Here is a 20989-nt window from a genome sequence, read left to right as displayed (position 1 = left end):
ATTGGCAGTAGTCCTTTTGCCGGGTTGCCCCAGGCATGGCGCGGGATTAATGTGCCGCTCGCCTCAAAGGAGAACTACATGCTGCTGGTCAAGGGTAACGAAGGGGCTGGTGTCACGGCGCTGAAAGCCCGGCTGACGAAAGAGCTGGGTCCGGATGCGACGCTCTTTCCGGGCTTGGCCTCCGGCGCGGACTTCAACGCAGACACCGAGGCCGCCGCACGGCGATGGCAATCCGGCGTGGGCATCGTGGCTGACGGCATCGTCGGTCCTTATTGCCAGGTGCTGCTGGGACTGGTGACGCCCAAGCCGCTGGCGCTGGCGCTCGACCTGACGTCGGTGCGCCGGCTGTTTCCTGCCACCAAGCCTTCCAACATCGCCCGCTACCTGCCTTATGTGTGCGCCGCACTGGCGGATGCGGACCTGACCGACAGGCCGATGATCCTTGGCGCCCTCGGCACCATTCGCGCGGAGAGCGAAGGCTTCCTGCCCATTGCCGAGTTTCCGTCGCAGTTCAACACCAAGCCGGGCTTTCCACCCTTCAGCAGCTATGACGGCAAGCTGGGCAACACGACGCCCGGCGACGGTGCGCGCTTCAGGGGACGCGGCTTCGTGCAACTCACCGGCCGCTTCAACTACAAGACCTACACCGAGCGCATCGGCATCGACCTCATCAACAACCCGGATTGGGCCAACGCGCCGGAAGTGGCGGCCGTGCTGCTGGCGCGTTTCCTGGCAGACCACGCGGATGCGATGCGCACGGCGCTGGCGGCCGGCAACTATGCAGCGGCGCGCAAGGTGGTCAATGGCGGCTCGCATGGGCTGGACCGTTTCAAGAGCGTGTTCGACATTGCTGCCACCGTCTGGCCCGTGGTGCCCGCGCCGACGCCGGCGCCGGTGGGCAAGGCCAGGGTGGGCGCAGGCGCCAAGCGGGCGCGCGCCGTGGCCGAGGCCGTCAGTGCAATGCCGCTCAAGCCCGCACGTGCCCTGGATGCGCGCAAGGACCCGGCCGACTTGCGCGACCGGCCCTACCAGCCGCCACCCATCACCCTGCCGGACGAATATCCGACGCAGGAAGAAGTGGGGCAGTTCCTGCACATCTACACGAATGCCAAGCTGATCCTCGACCAGGGACAGGAGGGCGCCTGCACCGGCTTCGGGCTGGCGTGCGTGGTGAACTATGCGCGCTGGCGCAAGGCGAAGTTTCCGGCCAAGCTCGAATCGGTGAGCCCGCGCATGCTCTACAACTTTGCGCGGCGCTACGACGAATATGCCGGCGAGGACTACGACGGGTCGAGTTGCCGCGGCGCGCTGAAGGGCTGGTTTCACCACGGCGTGTGCCTGGAGTCGGACTGGCCCTATACGAACGACGGCATCACGCGGCCGAAGTACGGCTATGCGAAGCGCGCGGCGGACATGACGCTCGGCGTCTACTACCGCATCGACACCAAGGCCATCACCGACCTGCAGGCCGCCATCCACGAAGTCGGTGCGGTGTACGTGTCGTGCAACACGCACGATGGCTGGCAGACCGTGCCCGAGGTCAAGCCCAAAAAGCTCACGCACGACACGCTGCCCGTCATCGAATTCGACGGCAAGGCCTCGCTCGGCGGCGGCCATGCCTTTGCGCTGGTGGGCTTCAACACCAGGGGCTTCGTCATCCAGAATTCGTGGGGCGCGAGTTGGGGTGCGGGCGGCTTCGCCGTACTGCGCTACGAGGACTGGTTTGCCAACGGCATGGATGCCTGGGTGGCGGCGCTGGGCGTGCGCGGCGTCGTGCTCGGACGCCTGGCCGGCGGCAGCGCGGCCAGCCTGGCGCGCACCGGTGCGGCACACGGCAACTGGTGGGACGAGGCCACCGCGTATGAGCACAGCGTCGTCATCGGCGACGATGGCCGCGTCAACCGTTACGTGACGCAGGACGAACTGAGCCGCACCTTGCTCTTCCAGGCGTGCGGCTTGCCCGACCACTGGTTTCGTGATCCTTCGATGCCCAAGTCGGCGGACGGCAAGAAGCGCCTGGTCATCTATGCGCATGGCGGGCTCAACAGCGAAAAGGCGGCCGTGCAGCGTGCGCAGGCGATGGGCCGCTACTTCATTGGCAATGGCTGCTATCCGCTGTTCCTGGTGTGGAAGACCGGCCTGCTGGAATCGCTGCAAGGCATCCTGGCCGGCGCCTTCAGTCGCGACCCCACCCTGGCTGGCGGCATTCGCGAGACCGTCAGCGATGCCTCCGACATGCTGATTGAAAAGACGATCGGGCGCGGCGCGGCGCGGCCGATCTGGAGCGAGATGAAGGCGAACGCCCAGTTTGCCTGCAACCCCACGCGCGGCGGCGACCTGCTGGCCACGGCCTTGCAGAACCTCATCCAGACATGGGGCGATTCGCTGGAGATCCATCTCGTGGGCCATTCGGCCGGCTCGATCATCCTGGGGCACTTCCTGAGCCTGATGTCGGCGCGCAAGCTCGACAAGAACGTGGCATCGATCCACCTCTGGGCGCCGGCGTGCACGGTGCAGTTTGCCAACGCGTATTACGCGCCGAATGCGGACCTGATGAAGCGGCTCTACATGAGCGTGCTGTCGGACCAGAACGAGCGGGACGACACCGTGGCGGCGATCTATCGAAAGTCCCTGCTGTACTTTGTCTCCAACGCGCTGGAGCCGGACCTTCGCACGCCCATTCTCGGGTTGGCGAACGTGCTGGACCCGGCCTACAAGGCGTGGGACGGCTCATCCAGCACGGGCGAGGCGCTGGGCAACTGGCGCAATGCCGCCGCCGTGACGGGCTTGGGCGCGCGCACCGAGATCATCGCCAAAGACAAGGTGCTGGACTTCCTGCCCGACGACCGCATCAGCGCGAGCCACGGCAGCTTCGACAACAACGTCGAGTTGTTCAGCAAGACGCTGGGACTGATCACGGGGCAGGGCGACCTTGTCGTGCCCGTGACGGACCTGCGCGGGTTCTAACGCAACGCTGCAACATTCATGTGACACTCGGGGCATGACGTCCCGATGTGTGATGGTTCTGGGCACGACGAGCGGCGCCGGAAAGAGTTGGCTGAGCACGGCACTGTGCCGCTGGTATGCGCGCCAGGGACTGAAGGTTGCGCCCTTCAAGTCGCAGAACATGAGCAACAACGCCCGCGTGGTGTCGGGCGGTGAAATCGGCAGCGCGCAGTACTTCCAGGCTCTGGCGGCGCGCGCGGTGCCCGACGTGCGCATGAACCCGCTCTTGCTCAAGCCGGAGCGCGACACGCACAGCCAGGTCGTGCTGCTCGGGCAGGTGGACGAAGCGCTGACCCAGATGCCTTGGCGCGGGCGCAGCGAGCGCGTGTGGCCGACCGTGTCGCGCGCGCTCGACGAACTGCGCGCCGAGAACGACGTGGTCGTGATCGAAGGCGCGGGCTCGCCGGCCGAGATCAACCTCATCACGTCCGACATCGTCAACCTGCGCGTGGCGCGGCATGCCGATGCCCGATGCCTGCTGGTGACGGACATCGACCGCGGCGGTGCCTTTGCGCATCTGTACGGCACGTGGGCGCTCATGCCCGAGGCAGACAGGCAATTGTTGCGTGGCTTCGTGCTCAACCGTTTTCGCGGCGATGCTTCGCTGCTGGCGCCCGCACCGCAAGACCTTGAAAAGCTCACCGGCGTGCCGACCGTCGCCACCTTGCCGATGTGGTGGCAGCACGGGCTGCCCGAGGAAGATGGCGTGTTCGACGATCGCACCACAGGCGCCGGGCATGCGGCGGGCCAGAGGCGCACCGTCGCGGTGGTCGCGTATCCGCGCATCAGCAACCTCGACGAATTCCAGCCGCTCAAGAACGTGCCCGGCCTGCGGCTGCGCTGGGCGCGCACGCCGGCCGAACTGGCAGACGCGCACACCATCATCCTGCCCGGTTCCAAGAACACCAGCGGCGACCTGGCGTGGCTGCGCGCGCAGGGACTGGACCACGCGATTGCCTCGCACGCACAGGCGGGCGGGGCCGTGCTCGGCATCTGCGGCGGCCTGCAGATGCTGGGCGAGGCGCTGATCGATCCGCACGGCATCGATGGCAACGCGGCCGGACTGGGCTTGCTGCCGCTCGTGACCGTGTTCGACCGCGACAAGACGGTGCAGCGCTGCACCGCACGCTTCGGCGCCTTGCACGGCACATGGTCCGCGCTGTCCAATGTCCAGGTGCACGGCTACGAGATCCATCACGGCCAGACCGCCCAGCATCCCGCGATGGCCGCCGCCGGGGACGTGGCGCACGCGGCCATGCCTGACGGACTGGCATGGCAGAACGGCGCGGGCAATGTGCTCGGCTCCTATGTGCATGGCCTTTTCGAGGATGCGGCGGTGCTGCACGCGCTGTATGGCGCGTCTGCCCCCTCACTCGATTCCGTCTTTGACGGACTCGCAGATTTCATCGACCGCCACTTCGAGGCTGGCGTGTTGAACCGACTGATTTCATGATGACGACTTTCATTCCCTCCATTCCGGATCTGCGCGATCCCGCGCTCACCGTGGCGCTTCAACGCGCCCTCGACAACAAGACCAAGCCCGTGGGCGCACTCGGGCGCCTCGAAGCGCTCGCGCTGCGCATCGGCGAGATCCTCGCGAGCGCTTTGCCCGAACTGCACGCGCCGCAGATGCTGGTGTGCGCCGGCGATCACGGCCTGGCGGCGCGTGGCGTCTCGGCGTATCCAAGCGATGTGACATGGCAGATGGTCCAGAACTTTCTGGAAGGTGGCGCGGCGGTGAGCGTGCTGGCGCGTCAGCACGGTCTCGCGCTCAGCGTGGTGGACTGCGGCGTGCGGCATGACTTCGAGCCGCGCGCGGGCCTTCTCATTCGCAAGATCGCGCATGGAACGGCCGATTCATCGACCGGCTCTGCGATGTCCGATGCGCAGTGCGCGCAAGCCATCGAGAACGGCCGCGAGGTCGTGCGCAACCTGCCGGGCAATGCCTTGCTGCTGGGTGAGATGGGCATCGGCAACACCTCGGCCGCGTCGCTGCTGCTGGCGCGGCTGGGCGGTATCGACCTCGACAGATGCGTGGGCGCGGGCACCGGGCTCGACGCGGCGGGCATCGCGCGCAAGCGGGCCGTGCTGGCGCAGGTGCTGGCACGCCATGCGGACGCCACGGCGCCATTGCAGGCACTCGCGGCCTTCGGCGGATTCGAGATCGCGACCCTCGTTGGCGCGGTGCTCGAAGCGGCGCATCAACGGCGCGTGATCGTCGTCGATGGCTTCATCACCGGCGCGGCGGTGCTGGTCGCCTGTGCGCTGCAGCCCCACGTGGTGCAGCGCTGCGTTGCCGCGCATGAGTCCGCGGAACCGGGGCATGCGTTGCTGCTCAAGCACCTCGGGCTCGAACCTGTGCTTCGCCTGGACCTGCGACTGGGCGAAGGCTCGGGCGCGGCGCTGGCATGGCCGCTGCTCGAATCGGCCTGCCGCATCCTGCGCGAGATGGCGAGCTTCGAATCGGCGGGCGTTTCGCGCCGCGAGGACGACACCGCGGCGGGGGCCGCTTCATGAACAGCGTGCGCCACTTCCTTCTGGCGCTCCAGTTCTTCACGCGCATTCCGATCACGGGCGGTCTCGCCCGATGGGTTGGCTTCAGCCCGGCGATGCTGCGCGAAAGCGCGGGGCACTTTCCCGGTGTTGGTTGGGTGATTGGCGCCATCGGCGCCGCGGTCTTCGGGCTGGGACTCTTCCTGTTGCCGGGCGATTCAGGCGCGATCGCGGCGGCCATGCTGTGCGTGGTCGCGACCGTGTGGTTGACCGGTGCTTTTCACGAAGACGGACTGGCGGATGTGGCCGACGGCTTGGGTGGATCGCGCGATCGCAACCGCGCGCTGGAGATCATGAAGGACTCGCGCATCGGCGCCTTCGGTGCCATCGCGCTGGTGCTGGCCATCGGCCTGAAAGTCAGCCTGCTTGGCACGCTGGCGGCGCAGGATGAGATCGCGGGCGCCGCAGCCGTGCTGGCGGCCCATGTGCTGTCGCGCTTCGCGCCGCTGTTCGTGATGCGCTCGCTGCCCTACGTGGGTGGTGAAGGGGGCAAGGCCAAGCCCCTGGCCGACGCCGTGAGTGGCGCGTCACTGGCCGTGGCGGCGGCCTGGTCGCTGCCGGCGGTCGTGCTCGTGCTCATGACGCAGCCCTTGGCCAATGCCGCGGCCGCCGCGCTGCTGGTGATCGGCGTCACCGGCTGGATGACGCATTACTTCAGGCAGCGGCTGGAGGGCTTCACCGGTGACTGCCTCGGCGCGACGCAGCAGGTGGCCGAGTTGGCGATGTATCTCGCGCTGGCGGTGCAACTGTGAAGCTCTGGATGCTGCGCCATGGGAAAGTCGATTGCGCCAGTGGGCTTTGCTATGGCGCGTCCGACGTGTCGGTGTCGGCCGCCCTCACGCGCGCGATTGCGAAGCGCGTGGCGCCGGACTTGCCCGCCAACGTCGAAGTCTTCGCGTCGCCCCTGAGTCGCTGTTCGCAACTGGCCGTTGCGCTGGAGGCATTGCGACCCGACCTGCAGACGCAGTTCGACACGCGCATCGCCGAGATGGATTTCGGCGCTTGGGAAGGTCGGCTGTGGGATGAGATCGGCCGCGACGAATTCGACGCGTGGATTCGCGAATTCGCCACCGGCCGGGCGGGCGGATCGGGCGAAAGCACCAACTCCTTCATGTCGCGCGTGGGAGATGCCTACGATGCCTGGCGCGCTGCGCGGCGAGACGCGCTGTGGGTTACGCATGCCGGCGTGATCCGGGCGGTATGGCTGCTGCACGGGGGCATGCGCGCGCTGGAGCGTGCCGACCAGTGGCCGCGCCGGCAGTTGGGCTTTGGTGAGCTTGTCGAGATCGAGGCGGTTTGATACGACTTTGCAATCAAACGCATAACTGCGTTGGATCGCCTGGCCGTGCTATAGCACTGTCTGCGGCGCTCCGCCTTGTTCTGCGCTTGATTGCAAAGCCGTATGAGTCGTCTCAGCGCGACTGCGGCGGCAGGGTCTTCGGCTTGAAGTCGCAGTAAGGCGCCACTGCGCATTGCCAGCACAGCGGCTTGCGCGCAATGCACACATAGCGGCCGTGCAGGATGAGCCAGTGGTGGGCGTGCAGGAGATATTCCTTGGGCACGCGCTTTTCCAGCTTCAACTCCACTTCGAGCGGTGTCTTGCCGGGCGCGAGCCCCGTGCGGTTGCCGATGCGGAAGATGTGCGTATCGACTGCAATCGTCGGCTCGCCAAACGCCACGTTGAGCACGACATTGGCCGTCTTGCGGCCCACGCCGGGCAGTGCCTCGAGTTCGGTGCGCGTGCGCGGCACTTCGCCGCCGTGCAGATCGACCAGCATGCGGCAGGCCTCGATCAGATGCTTGGCTTTGCTGCGGTACAGGCCGATGGTCTTGATGTAGCCCTCCAGTCCTTCCACGCCGAGGTCCAGGATCGCCTGCGGCGTATTGGCCACCGGAAAGAGCTTGCGCGTTGCCTTGTTCACGCCCACGTCGGTGGCTTGCGCGGAGAGCAGCACGGCGGCCAGCAGTTCGAAGGGCGTGCTGTATTCGAGCTCGGTTTCGGGCGTGGGGTTGGCGGCCTGCAGGGTGGCGAAGAAGGGGGCGATGTATTCTTTTTTCATGGGGTTTCCGAAGCGTCTTTCAAGCCGGATTCGAAACGCTGGCACTGCGCGCGAACGCCGGTGTCCACGGTTCGCCACACCCGCTCGGGAAAGTTGGATGGCAGGGAGCTTTCAATCTGCGCCAGGGCGGCGGGGGCATGCCGCACTAGCGCGGTCATTTGTTGGAATGCGCCGTCAACGCCCGATTGGGCGGCCAGCACCTGCCAATGGCGTGTCTGGATGCCGGCCAGGGTGAAGTGCGCGTTCTTCGATCGCAGGGCCATCGCGAGCTTGGCCTTTTGCCATGGCACCTGGCTCGGACCCTTGCCGATGATGGGCCAGGCCGACAGCATGTCGTAGAGAGGCGTCATCGCGTAGCCACCGCCGCGGCGCAGGAAGATCGAGTAGTTCTTTGCGTGTCCATCCGTGGCCGCGAGCAGCCAGAAGGCGAGTTGCGTCAGCACGAAGCGCAGCCGGTCGGCACGCGCCTCATCGCTCGCGGCAAGCAGCGAGAGGCAATCGCGCATGCCCGGGCCGCCGTCGCTCTCGTATTTGAGCTGTGCAGCCGTGCCGGTGGCCTGGCAAAAGTCTTCCTGCGGCAGGCGCGCGATCCAGCGTCCGTTGTCCATCCAGCGGCGGTCGAAGCGCTCCACGATCAGCGCCCTTTGATCGCCAAAGCGACCCATTTCAGTGTGTGCCACGTCGAAGCCCAAGGCTGCCATGAGGCGGGCGCACAGCCATTCGTTCTCCACCGAATCCGTCATGTTCGCGCGCATGTTGCCGACCAACCCCAGCGGCAGCTTGAGGATGTGCGTGGTCGGCGTTGCGCCATGCGGTCGATGCCATTGGTCGCCGATGCGCAGGAGCGCAGTTTTCTCCTGCGCGCCGGCAATCGAGATGCGGAAGTCGTCCTGGTCGTCGCCTTGGCCCAAGACGGGATCGGCCGTGACGTTGCGCAGCGTTTGTTCAACCTGCGCGGTGGTCAGCGGCTCGCTGTCGACGCGGTCGAAGGCTGCGGGTGCCTGCCCGGCTGGCAACAGTTGCACGGCGCCGACGCAATCGCGTCCGATGGCGGCAAGCAGGTCGGCCGCTTGCGTGGTGGGCGCCCGAAAGCGGCGGCGCAGGCGCTCGCGGATGCGGTCGCTGTCGGGCAGCAGGTTGTCGAAATAGTTTTCAACGGCCGCACCGCGCAATTCCTTCGCGCCGGCCGGAATGGGCAGCGAGAGCGAAAGCGCGCGCATGTTGGGCGAGCGCAGCCAGCCGTCGTCGTAGCGAAGCGTCGCAGCCCCGGTGCGTGTCCAGAACCACGCGCCGACGTACTCGCCGTTCATCCACACATCGAGTTCGGGATGGGCCATGCTTACCAGTCGGCGGGGGATTCTTGTGCATGCACGACGGTGGCCGGCGAGGCAGGCGGCATCAGCAACACGCGCGTGTCGAGCGCGTGCAGCAGCTGCATCAATTGGGCGACGCTGACGGCGCCGGGGTTCTTCTCGATGTCGGCAATGCGCGTCTGCTTGACGCCGATGCGCGCACCGAGTTGTGCCTGCGTGAGCTTTTGCGATTGCCGCAGGGATTTGAGGTGCGCCGAAAGCTGCGCTGGCGAATGGAGAAGAATGTTCATGGTTTACCGCCTCAAGGTGGTAAATGCAATATATCGCTTTAAAACGATTAATGCAACAAATCGCTCAAAGGCGATAAACCCGGATGGCCCGACATGCCCGGAGCCGAGCGCATATTCGCCACAATGCAGGCCAACGAAACCGAGACCAATCCCATGAAATTCGCCTCCCGCCTCGACAACGTCGAAACCTCCGCCATCCGCGAACTCTTCAAGCTGCTCGGCACGCCCGGCATCATCAGCTTTGCAGGCGGCTTTCCTGACAGCGCCATGTTCGACGTCGAAGGGCTCAAGGAAGCCAGCAGCCGTGCCCTGAATGAAGAGGCCGGCGGCGCGCTGCAATACGGCGCCACCGAAGGCTACGAGCCGCTGCGCACGCAACTGAGCGCCTTCATGAAGACCAAGGGCGTGACGGTCGACCCCAGCGGCCTGATCGTGACCACCGGCAGCCAGCAGGCGCTCGACCTGTTGGGCAAGACGTTGATCTCGCCCGGCGACAAGGTCATCGTCGAAGGCCCGACTTTTTTGGCGACCATCCAGTGCTTTCGGCTGTACGGCGCGCAACTCATCAGCGCACCCATCGACGCCAACGGCGTGAAGACCGATGAACTCGAAAAGCTCATCGCCGAGCACAAGCCGAAGTTCGTCTACCTGATTCCGACCTTCGGCAACCCCAGCGGCGCGATGCTGAGCCTCGAGCGCCGCAAGAAGGTGCTGGAGATGGCGGTGAAGTACCAGACGCTCGTTGTGGAAGACGACCCGTACGGCGACCTGTACTTCGGCGAGGCGCCGCCGCCGTCGATCATGGCGCTGACCAGCGAGGTGGCGGGCAGCCGCGATCTGGTGGCGCATTGCGGGAGCCTGAGCAAGGTGCTGAGCCCGGGCCTGCGCATTGGCTGGATGATCGCGCCGGCCGCGCTGCTGGCCAAGGCCACGATGTGCAAGCAGTTCAGCGATGCGCACACCAGCACTTTCGCGCAGGCCACCGCCGCGCAGTACCTGAAAAGCGGTCGCATGCCCGCGACGCTGGCGCACGTGCGTGAGGTCTACGGCCAACGAGCCAAGGCGATGGGTGCGGCGTTGACCCGCGAGCTGGGTGATGCGATCGAGTTCTCGCAACCGGGCGGTGGCCTGTTCTTCTGGGCGCGCCTCACCGGCGCCAACGGCAAGTGCGCCGATGCGAACGTGCTCGCCAAGCGCGCCATCGAGAAGTTGGTGGCCTTCGTGCCCGGGGCGCCGTTCTTCGCAGAGAAACCCGATGTGGCCACGCTGCGCCTGAGCTTCGCCACAGCCAACGTCGAGAAGATCGAAGAAGGTATCGCCCGCCTGGCCCAGGCACTGTGAGGCGAGCTCAGGGTGAGCGGTGAAGTCTTGGCGCCGACAGCAGCGCCAGGTTGTCGCTGATCGCGGCATCCACATTCTTGTATTTGCCCGCCATCCGCGACAGCTTCATGATCGTCTCCAGCGCCTTCAGGTCTTTCACCGAGGGCGCGACCTTGATCTGCGCGATCGCGGCGGCCGTGTTTCCGCCATTGATCAGAGCCATCACCTTGCTGGACCAGTCACTCGCTCGCGCCATGTTTCTTCACCCTGATGTCTGATGGGACGTGAAATGTACACACACTATGATCGACCATGAGAAAAACCTTTCAGCTGCGCCCCGAAGGCAAGCACCCCGACCGCGTTCTTGAAGCGGTCAAGCACGAAGTTCGCAAGTACATCAAGCGCGAACGCCGCCGAGACCTGCCCAAGGATGTGGACTTCTGGGACTTCGATTGCAAGTTCGGCACGAGTGAAGAGGCAGCGAAGGTGGTTCACCTGTCGGCGCTGACCGGCCTGATGGATGAGGTGGCCAAGGCGGCGGGACCGCAGTTCTATGTGGAGATCCTGGCCAAGCACGGCCATCGCAAGGCGAAGCCTGCGGGCGGTGAAGCCGAGCCGGCCTCCGAGGCGTCTGACTGAAGAAGAGCGCGCGGCCGGCCGCTACACGTCGCTGGCCGACCGGGCGACGACCGTCATCTCAGGACTTCCAGCAAGCGGTCCAGACCGCCTTCGTTGATGGCGACCATGGCCTGTTCCCGAACCTTCGGCTTGGCGTGATAGGCCACCGAGAGGCCCGCTTCGCCCATCATGGGCAGGTCGTTGGCGCCATCGCCCACGGCGATGGTCTCGCCCGGCGAAATTCCCAGCAGCGAGGCCACTTCGAGCAGCGTGCGGCGTTTCTCCGCGCCGTCGCAGATGTCGCCCCACGACTGCGTGACGACATCGCCCGTGAGAAAGCCATCCGCTTCGTCCAGCAGATTCGAGCGCGCGAAGTCGATGCCCAGGCGATCCTTCACGCGGTTGGCGAAGAAGGTGAAGCCGCCCGACACCAGCAGCACCTTGAGGCCCGCCGCCTTGCAAGCTGCCACGAGTTCTTCAGCGCCGGGGTTGAGGCGCAGGCGCTGGTCATACACCTCCTGCAGCGATGACACCGGCACGCCCTTGAGCAAGGCCACGCGGCGGCGCAGGCTTTCCTTGAAGTCCTTGATTTCGCCACGCATCGTGGCCTCGGTGATCGCGGCCACCTCGGCCTTCTTGCCAACGGCGTCGGCAATCTCGTCGATGCATTCGATGCTGATGAGCGTCGAATCCATGTCGAAGGCGATCAGTTTGAAATCGGACAACTGCAGCGGCGGGGTAATGCGCTGGAGGACCAGTCCGGGGGCAAGTTCTTGGGAAGCACTCATCAGTCGTACCAGTTTTCAACACGAAGCCCCGGCACACGCGCGAACTCGCGCTCATTGCGGGTAACGACGATCAAATTGCGGGACAGGGCGGTTGCGGCGATCAACAGGTCATAGGGACCTATCGGCGTTCCTGCCTTTTGCAAGTACGCCTTGATGCGCCCGGCAAGACGCGCGCTGGCGCTGTCGAAGTCCAGCACGTTCACGCGCGAGGTCAGATCATCCAGCAGGCCGCGCTGAACGGAGGCGTCCGCGGACTTTGCAAAGCCGTACTCGAACTCGAAAAGATTGACGGTGCACAAATTCAGCGTTGCCTCGGCCTGCGTCGCCATGCGTTCTCGCACCCTTCCGGCTTGGCGAAACGCGTAGATGAGCGTATTGGTGTCCAACAGATACATCACCAAGTCTCGCGCGGCGTGTCCGGTGGCAGGTCGCGATGCATGTCTTCGGTGAGCGGAAATTCGGCCCACAACGCCTTGTGCTCATCCACCTTCGCAAAAAAAGCGGACCAGTCGGAGCGCTTCCTGTCCCGTTCCCGTTCGGCAAATTGTGCGAACCAGCGGCTCAGCGACAGCCGGGCCGCACTGGCAGCTTCGCGTGCGGCTTTCTCTGTTTCGTCATCGAGGTAAATGGTGACCTGGGACATGACGGGCCTCCTTGAAAAATTACACCGGCAATTATATAAGTGGTTGGCACTTATACGGCGGCTTCTGCCACTTTGGGTTGCCCAAGGCTGCGCAACACGTCCCGCACCATCTGCGCCCGGTCCTTTGGCTCCTTCAACTCGCGCTCGATGCGCAGCTTTTCGTTGCCGGCCAGCTTGATGTGCTTGTTCTTCTGGATCAGGTTGATGATGTTCATCGCCTCGACCGGCGGGTCCTTGCGGAAGGTGATGTTGATCACGCCGGGCGCCGCATCGACTTTGGTCACGCCGTAGGGTCGCGCCAGCACGCGCAGGCGGTGGACGTCGATGAGCGTTTGCGCCTGCGTGGGCAGCTTGCCGAAGCGGTCCACGATTTCTTCCAGCAGCGAGTCGATCTGGTCGGGCGTCTTGGCGGTCGCGAGCTTCTTGTAGAACGACAGGCGCAGGTGCACGTCGCCGCAATAGTCGTCGGGCAGCAGGGCGGGCGCGTGCAGGTTGATTTCGGTCGTGACGGACAGCGGCGAGAGGAGGTCCGGCTCCTTGCCCGCCTTGAGCGAGCGCACGGCTTCCGACAGCATCTCGTTGTAGAGCTGGAAGCCGATCTCCATCATGTTGCCGCTCTGGTTTTCGCCGAGCACTTCGCCGGTGCCGCGAATCTCCAGGTCGTGCATCGCGAGGTAGAAGCCCGAGCCGAGTTCTTCCATCTGCTGGATGGCATCGAGACGCTGCGAGGCCTGCTTGGTGAGGCCTTCGAGGTCCGGCACCATCAGGTATGCATAGGCTTGGTGGTGGCTGCGACCGACGCGGCCACGCAATTGATGCAACTGCGCCAGGCCGAACTTGTCGGCGCGGCTCATCACGATGGTGTTGGCCGTCGGCACGTCGATGCCCGTCTCGATGATGGTCGAGCACAAGAGGATGTTGTAGCGCTGCGCCACGAAGTCGCGCATCACGCGTTCCAGTTCGCGCTCCGGCATCTGTCCGTGCGCGACGGCGATGCGCGCCTCGGGCAGGATTTCTTCCAGCTTCTGGCGACGGTTCTCGATGGTCTCGACCTCGTTGTGCAGGAAGTACACCTGACCGCCGCGCTTGAGTTCGCGCAGCACCGCTTCACGGATCACGCCGTTGCCTTCGGTGCGCACGAAAGTCTTGATGGCCAGCCGCCGCTGCGGCGCGGTCGCGATCACGCTCAAATCGCGCAGGCCTTCCAGCGCCATGCCGAGCGTGCGCGGAATCGGCGTGGCCGTCAGCGTGAGCACGTCGACCTCGGCGCGCATGGCTTTCATGGCTTCCTTGTGGCGCACGCCGAATCGATGCTCCTCGTCGATGATGAGCAGGCCGAGGTTCTTGAACTTCACGCTCTCGCTCAGCAGCTTGTGCGTGCCGACCACGATGTCGACCGTTCCATCCGCCAGGCCCTTGGCCGCGGCGTTGATTTCCTTGGTCGATCGGAAACGGCTCATCTCCGCCACCTTCACCGGCCACTTGCCGAAGCGGTCGACCAGCGTCTGGAAATGCTGCTCTGCCAGCAGCGTCGTCGGCGCCAGGAACGCAACCTGCTTGCCGCCCGTGACGGCGACGAATGCGGCGCGCAACGCCACTTCGGTCTTGCCGAAGCCCACGTCGCCGCAAACGAGGCGATCCATCGGGCGAGGCGAGATCATGTCCTGGATGACGGCGTGGATCGCACCTTGCTGGTCGGCCGTTTCCTGGAAGCCGAAGTCGTTCGCGAAGGTCTCGTAGTCCTGTGCCGCAAAACGGAAGGCATGGCCTTCGCGCGCCGCGCGACGGGCATAGATGTTGAGCAACTCCGCAGCGGAATCGCGCACCTGTTCGGCGGCCTTGCGCTTGGCCTTCTCCCATTGCCCCGAGCCGAGCTTGTGCAGCGGTGCCTCGTCGGCCGACACGCCGGTGTAGCGGCTGATGAGGTGCAACTGGCTCACCGGCACATACAGCGTGGCCTTGTCCGCATATTCAAGATGCAGGAACTCCTGCAGCAGCGGCTTGCCTTCGGCATCGACGCCCTGGCCCAGGTCCATGTTGACCAGTCCGCGATAGCGCCCGATGCCATGCGCCGTGTGCACGACCGGGTCGCCCAGGTTCAGCTCCGACAGGTCCTTGATGAGCGCTTCGACATCGCTGACCTGTTCCTGCTTGCGGTTGCGCCGGCGCGTGCTGGGCGCTGTGGCGAAGAGTTCGGTCTCGGTGACGAAGTCGATGGCCTGTTCGCGCCACGCAAAGCCTGCCGCCAGCGCCGCAGTCGCGATGCCGATCTTCTCGTCGTCCGATGCTTCGAACTCCGCGAGCGTGTCGAAGGCGGGCGGGCTGACGCCGCTGGCGCGCAGGAAATCGAGCAGGCTCTCGCGACGGCCATCGCTCTCGGCAATCATCAACACGCGATGCGTGGTCGATGCGAGATGCGCCTTCAAACGCGTGAGCGGATCTTCTGCGCCGCGCACCACCGCAAGTTCGGGCAGGGCGTCGAACTCGGCATAGGGCGCACCGGCCTCGGCCGTACCGCGAATCGCCAGTTGCGCATGCGCCTTGGCGCGGGTGTAGAACTGTTCGGCGTTCAGGAACAGGGCTTCCGGCGGCAGCGCGGGCCGCTCGGGGTCGCCGCGCACCAGCCGGAAACGCTCATTCGTGTCCTGCCAGAAATGCTGGAACGCCGGCTCCAGGTCGCCATGCAGCACCACCGTCGCCTCGGCGCCCAGGTAGTCGAACACCGTCGACGTTTCATCGAAGAACAGCGGCAGGTAGTACTCGATACCGGCCGTGGCGACGCCGTTGCCCATGTCCTTGTAGATGCGGCTCTTGGTCGGATCGCCTTCCAGCAGCTCACGCCAGCGATGCCGGAAGCGCGCGCGGGCGTCGTCGTCCATCGGGAACTCGCGGCCCGGCAGCAGGCGCACTTCGGGCACGGGATAGAGACTGCGCTGTGAATCGGGGTCGAAGGTACGGATCGAATCGATCTCGTCGTCGAACAAATCGACCCGGTAAGGCACCAGCGAGCCCATCGGAAAGAGGTCGATCAACCCGCCGCGCACCGCGTATTCACCCGGGCTTACCACCTGCGTGACGTGGCTGTAGCCGGCCAGCGTCAGTTGGGCCTTCAGCTTCGACTCTTCGAGCTTTTGCTTCGTCTTGAAGTGGAAGGTGTAGCCGGCCAGGAATGCGGGCGGCGCAAGGCGATACAACGCCGTCGTCGCAGGAACGATCACCAGGTCGGCCTCGCGCTGGCTGATGCGCCACAGCGTGGCCAGCCGTTCGCTGATCAGGTCCTGGTGCGGCGAGAAGCTGTCGTAGGGCAGCGTCTCCCAATCCGGAAACAGGGCGCAGCGCACGTCCGGCGCAAAGAACACGATCTCGTCGATGAGCCGCTGCGCATCGTTCGCATCGGCGGTGAAGATGGCGGTCGCGCGGCCCGCGGCCTTTTCGCGTTGGGCCAGCCGTGCAATGAGCAGGGCATCGGCCGACAGGGGCGGCCGGGGCAGCGTGAAACGCTTGCCGGCGGTGAGTTGGGGAAGATCCATGGCTTGCCTGAAACGACGCAAGAACGTCCCGTGAGGCGACTCGCGGGGCGAACAGCAATGCAGAACACCCCGCGAGAAGGCTCGCGGGGTGTGCAAAGGACTCGATTCTAGAATGGGCCAACAATCCATGCCGCCCATGCACACATCACACGCCTCTCATGTTTATGCACTGATTCCCTGCGCGGGCAGCGGCAGCCGCGCCGGTGCCAACGGTCCAAAGCAATACCGCAAGCTCGCGGGCAAACCGATGGTGGCCCACACGCTGGAAGCCTTCCGCGCACTGGGCGACCGCTTTGCCGCCATCGCACTGGTGGTGTCGCCCGAAGACCGCGACATCGGCGCCGCCTTGCCATCTTTTCCCGGAAAGGGCGAGCGCCTCTTGCAGGTGGGCGGCGCGACCCGGGCCGCCACCGTTCGCAACGGCCTCGTTGCGCTGCGCCAGCAGGGCGCCCATGCGCACGACTGGGTGCTGGTGCACGACGCCGCACGCTGCCTGATCGCGCCGACGCAGATCGAAGCGCTGATCGCCGCCTGCGAGCACGACGCCGTCGGCGGCCTGCTGGCGCACCGCATGGCCGACACCCTGAAGGTCGCTTCGCCGGATGGCCGGGTCTCCGCGACGCTGGCGCGCGCCGACAAGTGGCTCGCGCAGACGCCGCAGATGTTCCGTATCGGCATCCTTCTGGAGGCGCTGGAGCGCGCCGGCGATTCGGTCACCGACGAAGCCAGCGCCATCGAGGCCATCGGGCTCGCGCCGCTGCTGGTCGCTGGTAGCGCACAGAACTTCAAGGTTACTTTTCCGGAAGACTTCGCTTTGGCCGACGCCGTGTTGCGCAGCCGCAGGAGCACCGCATGAGCGGATTCGACATTCGCGTCGGCGAAGGCTGGGACGTCCACCAACTCGTGGCCGGCAGGAAACTGATGCTCGGTGGCGTCGAGATTCCCCACGCCGCTGGCCTGTTGGGACATTCCGACGCGGATGCGCTGCTCCACGCCATCACCGATGCCCTGTTCGGCGCAGCTGCATTGGGTGACATCGGCCGTCACTTTTCGGATTCTGACCCCCAATTCAAGGGCGCTGATTCGATGGTGTTGCTGGCCGAGGCGGCGCGGCGCGTGCGCGAAGCGGGTTGGCAGATCGGCAATGTCGACAGCACCGTCATTGCGCAGGCGCCCAGACTGGCGCCGCACATCGAAATCATGCGGGTGCGCATCGCGCAGGGGCTGCAGATCGATGTGGGCTGCGTCAACGTCAAGGCCAAGACGGCCGAGAAGCTGGGCCCGGTGGGTGAGGGCCGTGCGATGGAAGCGCGCGCTGTCGTGCTGCTGCACCGCTGAAGCGCGCGCGGCCGATCAGGTCGTCGAAGCGGGAGTGGTGGTGGTCGCCGTGGCGGCGGGCCGGATCGACGCGGCGCGTGGCAAACGGATGTGCGCCGCCAGCCCGCGGCCCGGCGTGCTGGTCAGCGCAAAGGTGCCGCCCATGCGGTCGATGTTCTTCGCCACGATCGACAGGCCCAAGCCCGCGCCGGCCGCCGACGTGCGCGCCGTGTCGCCACGGAAAAACGGTTTGGTGAGCTGCGAGAGCATGGCGGGCGCCACGCCGGCGCCGTGGTCGCGCACCTTGATGAGCACCGCATCGTTGTGCGCCTGCGCCTGGATGGTGATGCGCGCCACGTCGGTGCCGGGCGTCTTGCCGTAGCGCCGTCCGTTTTCAAGCAGGTTCGAGATCACCCGGATCAGCTCCACCTCGTCGGCCATCACACGCAACTCCGGCGGCACTTCGACGGTGATCTTGACGTCCTCGTGGTCTTCCACCGCGTAGGTGCAGGCGTCGATGACGTCGCGCAGCAGCACCGGGCGGAAGTCCACATGGTCGGGGCGCGCGTAGTCGAGGAACTTGTCGATGATGGCGTCCAGCTGCGTGATGTCGGCCGCCATGTGCGCCCGCGCGTCCTCGTCGGTCACGCTCATTTCGGTTTCCAGCCGCAGGCGCGCGAGCGGTGTGCGCAAGTCGTGCGAGATGCCGGCCAGCATGATGGCGCGGTCCTGCTCGATCTTGGCGAGCTGGTCGGCCATGCGGTTGAAGCCGATGTTCACCGCGCGGATTTCACTCGTGCGTGCGCCTTCGTCCAGCCGGTGCGCCTCGTATTCGCCTTCGCGCACCTGCCGTGCTGCACGCGACAGTTGGCTCAGCGGACGGTTGATGAAGCGCGTGATCAGCGCCGCGCCAGCCAGCGACATCGCCATCGCCGTCACCAGCCAGATGAGCCAGGTGCGACTGCCCACGCGCGTGAAGCGGGTCGGATCCAGCAGCAGCCAATAGTTGTCACTCTCGATGGCGAAACCAATCCACAGGCCCGGCTCGTCGTTGACGCGGCTGGCCACTGTGGTGCCGACGCCCAGGCGCTGCGTGAGCTCTTCGGTCACGCGCTGGTCGAGCGTGCCGCTCGTATAGGGCAGGAAGCGGTCGTTCGGCTCGCGCGGCACGATGCGCACGCCTTCCTGGTCGGCCAGCGTCTTGATGAGCGAGACGCGCGTGATGGCGTCCGAATAAACCAGCGCCGCGCGCGTGAGGTTCACCAGCGACGCGATCTGGTGCGCCGTCTGGATGGCGCGCGGTTCGTATTCGAGCTGCCTGAAGGTCTGCAGCCACGCGATGGTGCTGCCCACCAGCAGCAGGGCGAGCAGGAAGAAAGTGCGCCAGAACAGGCTCAGGCCGAGCTTGAGGCGCCGCCGCCGCGTCGGCGGATCACCCTCGAGCGGGCTCGCGACTGTGACCGACGAACCGTCCTCGGCAAGAGGACTGGGTTGCGTCGTGGTGGGGCCGCTGGCGGCCACGGGGCTCAGGTCGTGCCGTCCGGCACGAACACGTAGCCCACGCCCCAGACGGTCTGGATGTAGCGGGGCGCCGCTGCGTCGGACTCGACCAGCTTGCGCAGCCGGGAGATCTGCACGTCCAGGCTGCGGTCGAAGGGTTCGAATTCACGCCCGCGCGCCAGTTGGGCGAGCTTTTCGCGCGACAGCGGCTGACGCGGGTGGCGCACCAGCGCCTTGAGCATCGCGAATTCGCCGGTGGTCAGGGAGAGCTCTTCGCCATCCTTGCGCAGGGTGCGCGAGCCCAGGTCGAAACTGAAGGGGCCGAAGTTGACCGTCTCGTTGTCCGTCGACGGCGCACCGGGCGCCTCCATCGGCGGGCGGCGACGCAGCACGGCGTGCACGCGTGCCAGCAACTCACGCGGATTGAAGGGCTTGCCGAGGTAGTCGTCAGCGCCCACTTCCAGCCCGACGATGCGATCGACGTCCTCTCCCTTGGCCGTCAGCATGATGATGGGTGTCCGGTCGTTGGCGGCCCGCAGCCGTCGGCAGACGGACAAGCCGTCTTCCCCGGGCATCATCAGGTCGAGCACGATCAGGTCGACCGTGTCGCGCAGCAAGATGCGGTTGAGCGCCTTGCCGTCCTCCGCGACGATCACCTCGAAACCTTCCTGCGTCAGGTAGCGCCGCAGCAGGTCTCGAATGCGTGCGTCGTCATCGACGATGACGATCTTGTCGGTGCGAGCTGGAGTTTGAGTCATTGCGACAACACTGAATTTGTAACAACGCCAATTCTGAAGCCAGTGAAGGACCACTTAGCCGCTTTTTGCCCTATGTTGACACAAAGTTACAAAACTTGCGGCTGCACGCCCTATGGACGTCAGGCAGACGCTCCCCGGTGGCAAAGTGCTCCTCATGAGAATTTTGCTGTCGCTCGTTGTGCTTGCTTTGGCCACCCCGTGGTCATGGGCGGCTTCCCCGCGCCCGATACCGGTGAGCGAACAGGTTCGCAGTGACGTGCGCGATGCCGTCGAGGCGCATCGCGCTTCGCAGAAGGACGACATCCGTCGCGCCGACGCCGCGGCTGGGCGACACCTGACGGCCGCCGAGCGCACGCAGTTGCGCGATCAATTGCGCCAGCAATGGACCTCGCAGCAGCCCCAGTCGGCCCGTACCATGCCTTCCCAGGCACCTTTGCGCAGGTCCGGTGGCCCGGCACTCGACAATGTGCGGGCGACGGGCGACGTGGGGCTTCCGCGCACCCAAACTCCTTGAGCGGCCCGGTGCCGCTCGTTTCCGAATCACTTCATCGTGGGAATTTCGCTGTTTTGAAAGCTATCAAATCTGTAGCACTGTGCGCCGCTTTTGGCGCGGCCTTCCTGTCTGGCGCCCAGGCCGTGGCGCAAGTCGCCCCCGGCTGGACCCCTCCCCAAAACGTCCTGCAGCTGTCGGCCAGCGGCACCGTCGAGGTGCAGCAGGACCTGTTGAGCATGACCCTCGTCGCCACGCGCGACGGTGCCGATGCCTCCGTCGTGCAGACCCAGTTGAAGACGGCCATGGACGCGGCGCTCACCGAGGCCCGCAAGAGCGCGCAGCCCGGCCAGATGGATGTTCACACGGGTAACTTCAGCCTCAATCCGCGCTACACGCGCGACGGCAAGATGAGTGGCTGGCAGGGCACGGCGGAGCTGGTCCTCGAAGGGCGGGACTTTCCGCGCGTGGCGCAGACGGCGGGGCGCATCACCACCCTGAACGTCGGCAACATCGGCTACGGTCTGAGCCGCGAGCAGCGCGCCAAATCGGAAGTGGAGGCGCAGAACATCGCCATCGAAGCCTTCAAGCAGAAGGCGGGCGAGCTGGCCAAGGGCTTCGGTTTCGGCAGCTATGGCCTGCGCGAGATCTCGGTCAACTCCAACCAGGGAGGGCCGATCCAGCCGCGCATGATGGCCATGCAGGCCAAGACCTCCATGGCGGCCGACGCGCCCGTGCCGGTCGAGCCCGGCAAGACGAACGTCGTCGTCAACGTCTCGGGCTCGGTCCAGCTCAAGTAGCCG

General features: G+C 65.7%; 21 protein-coding genes. 11 read left to right on the top strand and 10 right to left on the bottom strand.

The genetic code is table 11. From position 1 onward, the window contains the following. The first annotated feature begins 78 nt into the window (after positions 1–78). From QTI66_RS10240 to QTI66_RS10220, 5 genes are read left to right on the top strand one after another with little or no spacing between them, the layout of a single operon-like run. Entirely contained in the window at positions 79–2967 is a 2889-nt protein-coding gene (locus QTI66_RS10240) for a C1 family peptidase (protein ID WP_286559402.1), read from the top strand. Between the two features lie 34 nt (positions 2968–3001). Next, positions 3002–4459: a cobyric acid synthase gene (locus tag QTI66_RS10235; RefSeq protein ID WP_286559401.1), complete on the top strand. Its 1458-nt coding sequence runs from the start codon at positions 3002–3004 to the stop codon at positions 4457–4459. Further along, a complete protein-coding gene (cobT, locus tag QTI66_RS10230) occupies positions 4459–5523 on the top strand; it encodes a nicotinate-nucleotide--dimethylbenzimidazole phosphoribosyltransferase (protein ID WP_286559961.1) in 1065 nt (354 codons plus the stop codon). Before QTI66_RS10235 ends, cobT begins: the two co-directional genes overlap by 1 nt. Further along, positions 5520–6311 carry an adenosylcobinamide-GDP ribazoletransferase gene (locus tag QTI66_RS10225; RefSeq protein ID WP_286559400.1) on the top strand — a complete coding sequence of 264 codons (792 nt, stop codon included), beginning with the start codon at positions 5520–5522 and terminating at the stop codon, positions 6309–6311. Before cobT ends, QTI66_RS10225 begins: the two co-directional genes overlap by 4 nt. A gap of 8 nt (positions 6312–6319) precedes the next feature. Beyond that, positions 6320–6859 (top strand): histidine phosphatase family protein, encoded by a 540-nt coding sequence (locus tag QTI66_RS10220; protein WP_286559399.1) that lies wholly within the window; start codon positions 6320–6322, stop codon positions 6857–6859. A gap of 112 nt (positions 6860–6971) precedes the next feature. Here QTI66_RS10220 and nth read toward each other — a convergent pair whose 3' ends face one another. Genes nth through QTI66_RS10205 form a run of 3 tightly spaced genes read right to left on the bottom strand, consistent with a single transcriptional unit; the run spans position 6972 to position 9222 of the window. Then, complete coding sequence (nth, locus tag QTI66_RS10215; RefSeq protein WP_286559398.1) at positions 6972–7619, bottom strand: endonuclease III; 648 nt, start codon at positions 7617–7619, stop codon at positions 6972–6974. Then, positions 7616–8956 (bottom strand): type II toxin-antitoxin system HipA family toxin, encoded by a 1341-nt coding sequence (locus QTI66_RS10210; protein ID WP_286559397.1) that lies wholly within the window; start codon positions 8954–8956, stop codon positions 7616–7618. Before QTI66_RS10210 ends, nth begins: the two co-directional genes overlap by 4 nt. A 2-nt stretch (positions 8957–8958) precedes the next feature. Beyond that, positions 8959–9222: a helix-turn-helix domain-containing protein gene (locus QTI66_RS10205; RefSeq protein WP_286559396.1), complete on the bottom strand. Its 264-nt coding sequence runs from the start codon at positions 9220–9222 to the stop codon at positions 8959–8961. Positions 9223–9375: 153 nt separating this feature from the next. Here QTI66_RS10205 and QTI66_RS10200 point away from each other — a divergent pair, with 153 nt between their 5' ends. Continuing rightward, a complete protein-coding gene (locus QTI66_RS10200) occupies positions 9376–10563 on the top strand; it encodes an aminotransferase-like domain-containing protein (protein WP_286559395.1) in 1188 nt (395 codons plus the stop codon). Between the two features lie 7 nt (positions 10564–10570). On the opposite strand, the gene QTI66_RS10195 is transcribed toward QTI66_RS10200, so the two are convergent. Continuing rightward, entirely contained in the window at positions 10571–10798 is a 228-nt protein-coding gene (locus QTI66_RS10195) for a hypothetical protein (protein ID WP_286559394.1), read from the bottom strand. A gap of 56 nt (positions 10799–10854) precedes the next feature. Between QTI66_RS10195 and QTI66_RS10190 the strand changes: the two genes are divergently transcribed. After that, positions 10855–11181: a DUF6172 family protein gene (locus QTI66_RS10190; RefSeq protein ID WP_286559393.1), complete on the top strand. Its 327-nt coding sequence runs from the start codon at positions 10855–10857 to the stop codon at positions 11179–11181. A gap of 53 nt (positions 11182–11234) precedes the next feature. Here the strand turns inward: QTI66_RS10190 and serB are convergent, their stop codons facing one another. Genes serB through mfd form a run of 4 tightly spaced genes read right to left on the bottom strand, consistent with a single transcriptional unit; the run spans position 11235 to position 16121 of the window. Further along, positions 11235–11948 (bottom strand): phosphoserine phosphatase SerB, encoded by a 714-nt coding sequence (gene serB, locus QTI66_RS10185; protein WP_286559392.1) that lies wholly within the window; start codon positions 11946–11948, stop codon positions 11235–11237. Beyond that, positions 11948–12343 carry a type II toxin-antitoxin system VapC family toxin gene (locus tag QTI66_RS10180; protein WP_286559391.1) on the bottom strand — a complete coding sequence of 132 codons (396 nt, stop codon included), beginning with the start codon at positions 12341–12343 and terminating at the stop codon, positions 11948–11950. Before QTI66_RS10180 ends, serB begins: the two co-directional genes overlap by 1 nt. Further along, positions 12343–12591, bottom strand: a complete 249-nt coding sequence (locus QTI66_RS10175; RefSeq protein WP_286559390.1) for a hypothetical protein — start codon at positions 12589–12591, stop codon at positions 12343–12345. Before QTI66_RS10175 ends, QTI66_RS10180 begins: the two co-directional genes overlap by 1 nt. 50 nt (positions 12592–12641) lie before the next feature. Continuing rightward, entirely contained in the window at positions 12642–16121 is a 3480-nt protein-coding gene (gene mfd, locus QTI66_RS10170; protein ID WP_286559389.1) for a transcription-repair coupling factor, read from the bottom strand. A 112-nt stretch (positions 16122–16233) separates the two neighbouring features. On the opposite strand from mfd, the gene ispD reads away from it, so the two are divergent. Together ispD and ispF are read left to right on the top strand one after the other, a co-directional pair. Continuing rightward, positions 16234–16977 (top strand): 2-C-methyl-D-erythritol 4-phosphate cytidylyltransferase, encoded by a 744-nt coding sequence (gene ispD / locus QTI66_RS10165; protein WP_286559388.1) that lies wholly within the window; start codon positions 16234–16236, stop codon positions 16975–16977. After that, positions 16974–17459 carry a 2-C-methyl-D-erythritol 2,4-cyclodiphosphate synthase gene (gene ispF, locus QTI66_RS10160; RefSeq protein WP_286559387.1) on the top strand — a complete coding sequence of 162 codons (486 nt, stop codon included), beginning with the start codon at positions 16974–16976 and terminating at the stop codon, positions 17457–17459. Before ispD ends, ispF begins: the two co-directional genes overlap by 4 nt. Positions 17460–17474: 15 nt before the next feature. Here the strand turns inward: ispF and QTI66_RS10155 are convergent, their stop codons facing one another. After that, positions 17475–18959: a sensor histidine kinase family protein gene (locus tag QTI66_RS10155; protein WP_444814979.1), complete on the bottom strand. Its 1485-nt coding sequence runs from the start codon at positions 18957–18959 to the stop codon at positions 17475–17477. Between the two features lie 5 nt (positions 18960–18964). Beyond that, positions 18965–19696, bottom strand: coding sequence for an osmolarity response regulator transcription factor OmpR (gene ompR / locus QTI66_RS10150; protein ID WP_286559386.1), 732 nt, complete (start codon positions 19694–19696; stop codon positions 18965–18967). A 112-nt stretch (positions 19697–19808) separates the two neighbouring features. Between ompR and QTI66_RS10145 the strand changes: the two genes are divergently transcribed. Both QTI66_RS10145 and QTI66_RS10140 read left to right on the top strand, forming a co-directional pair. After that, on the top strand, positions 19809–20210 hold the full coding sequence (locus QTI66_RS10145) for a hypothetical protein (RefSeq protein WP_286559385.1): 402 nt from the start codon (positions 19809–19811) through the stop codon (positions 20208–20210). Between the two features lie 62 nt (positions 20211–20272). After that, positions 20273–20986: an SIMPL domain-containing protein gene (locus tag QTI66_RS10140; protein ID WP_444814989.1), complete on the top strand. Its 714-nt coding sequence runs from the start codon at positions 20273–20275 to the stop codon at positions 20984–20986. Positions 20987–20989 lie beyond the last annotated feature (3 nt).

The organism is Variovorax brevis (assembly GCF_030317105.1).
Taxonomy (GTDB): domain Bacteria; phylum Pseudomonadota; class Gammaproteobacteria; order Burkholderiales; family Burkholderiaceae_C; genus Variovorax; species Variovorax brevis.
The sequence above is the reverse complement of the archived record's forward strand: the minus strand, read 5'-3'. Positions and strand labels throughout refer to the sequence as shown.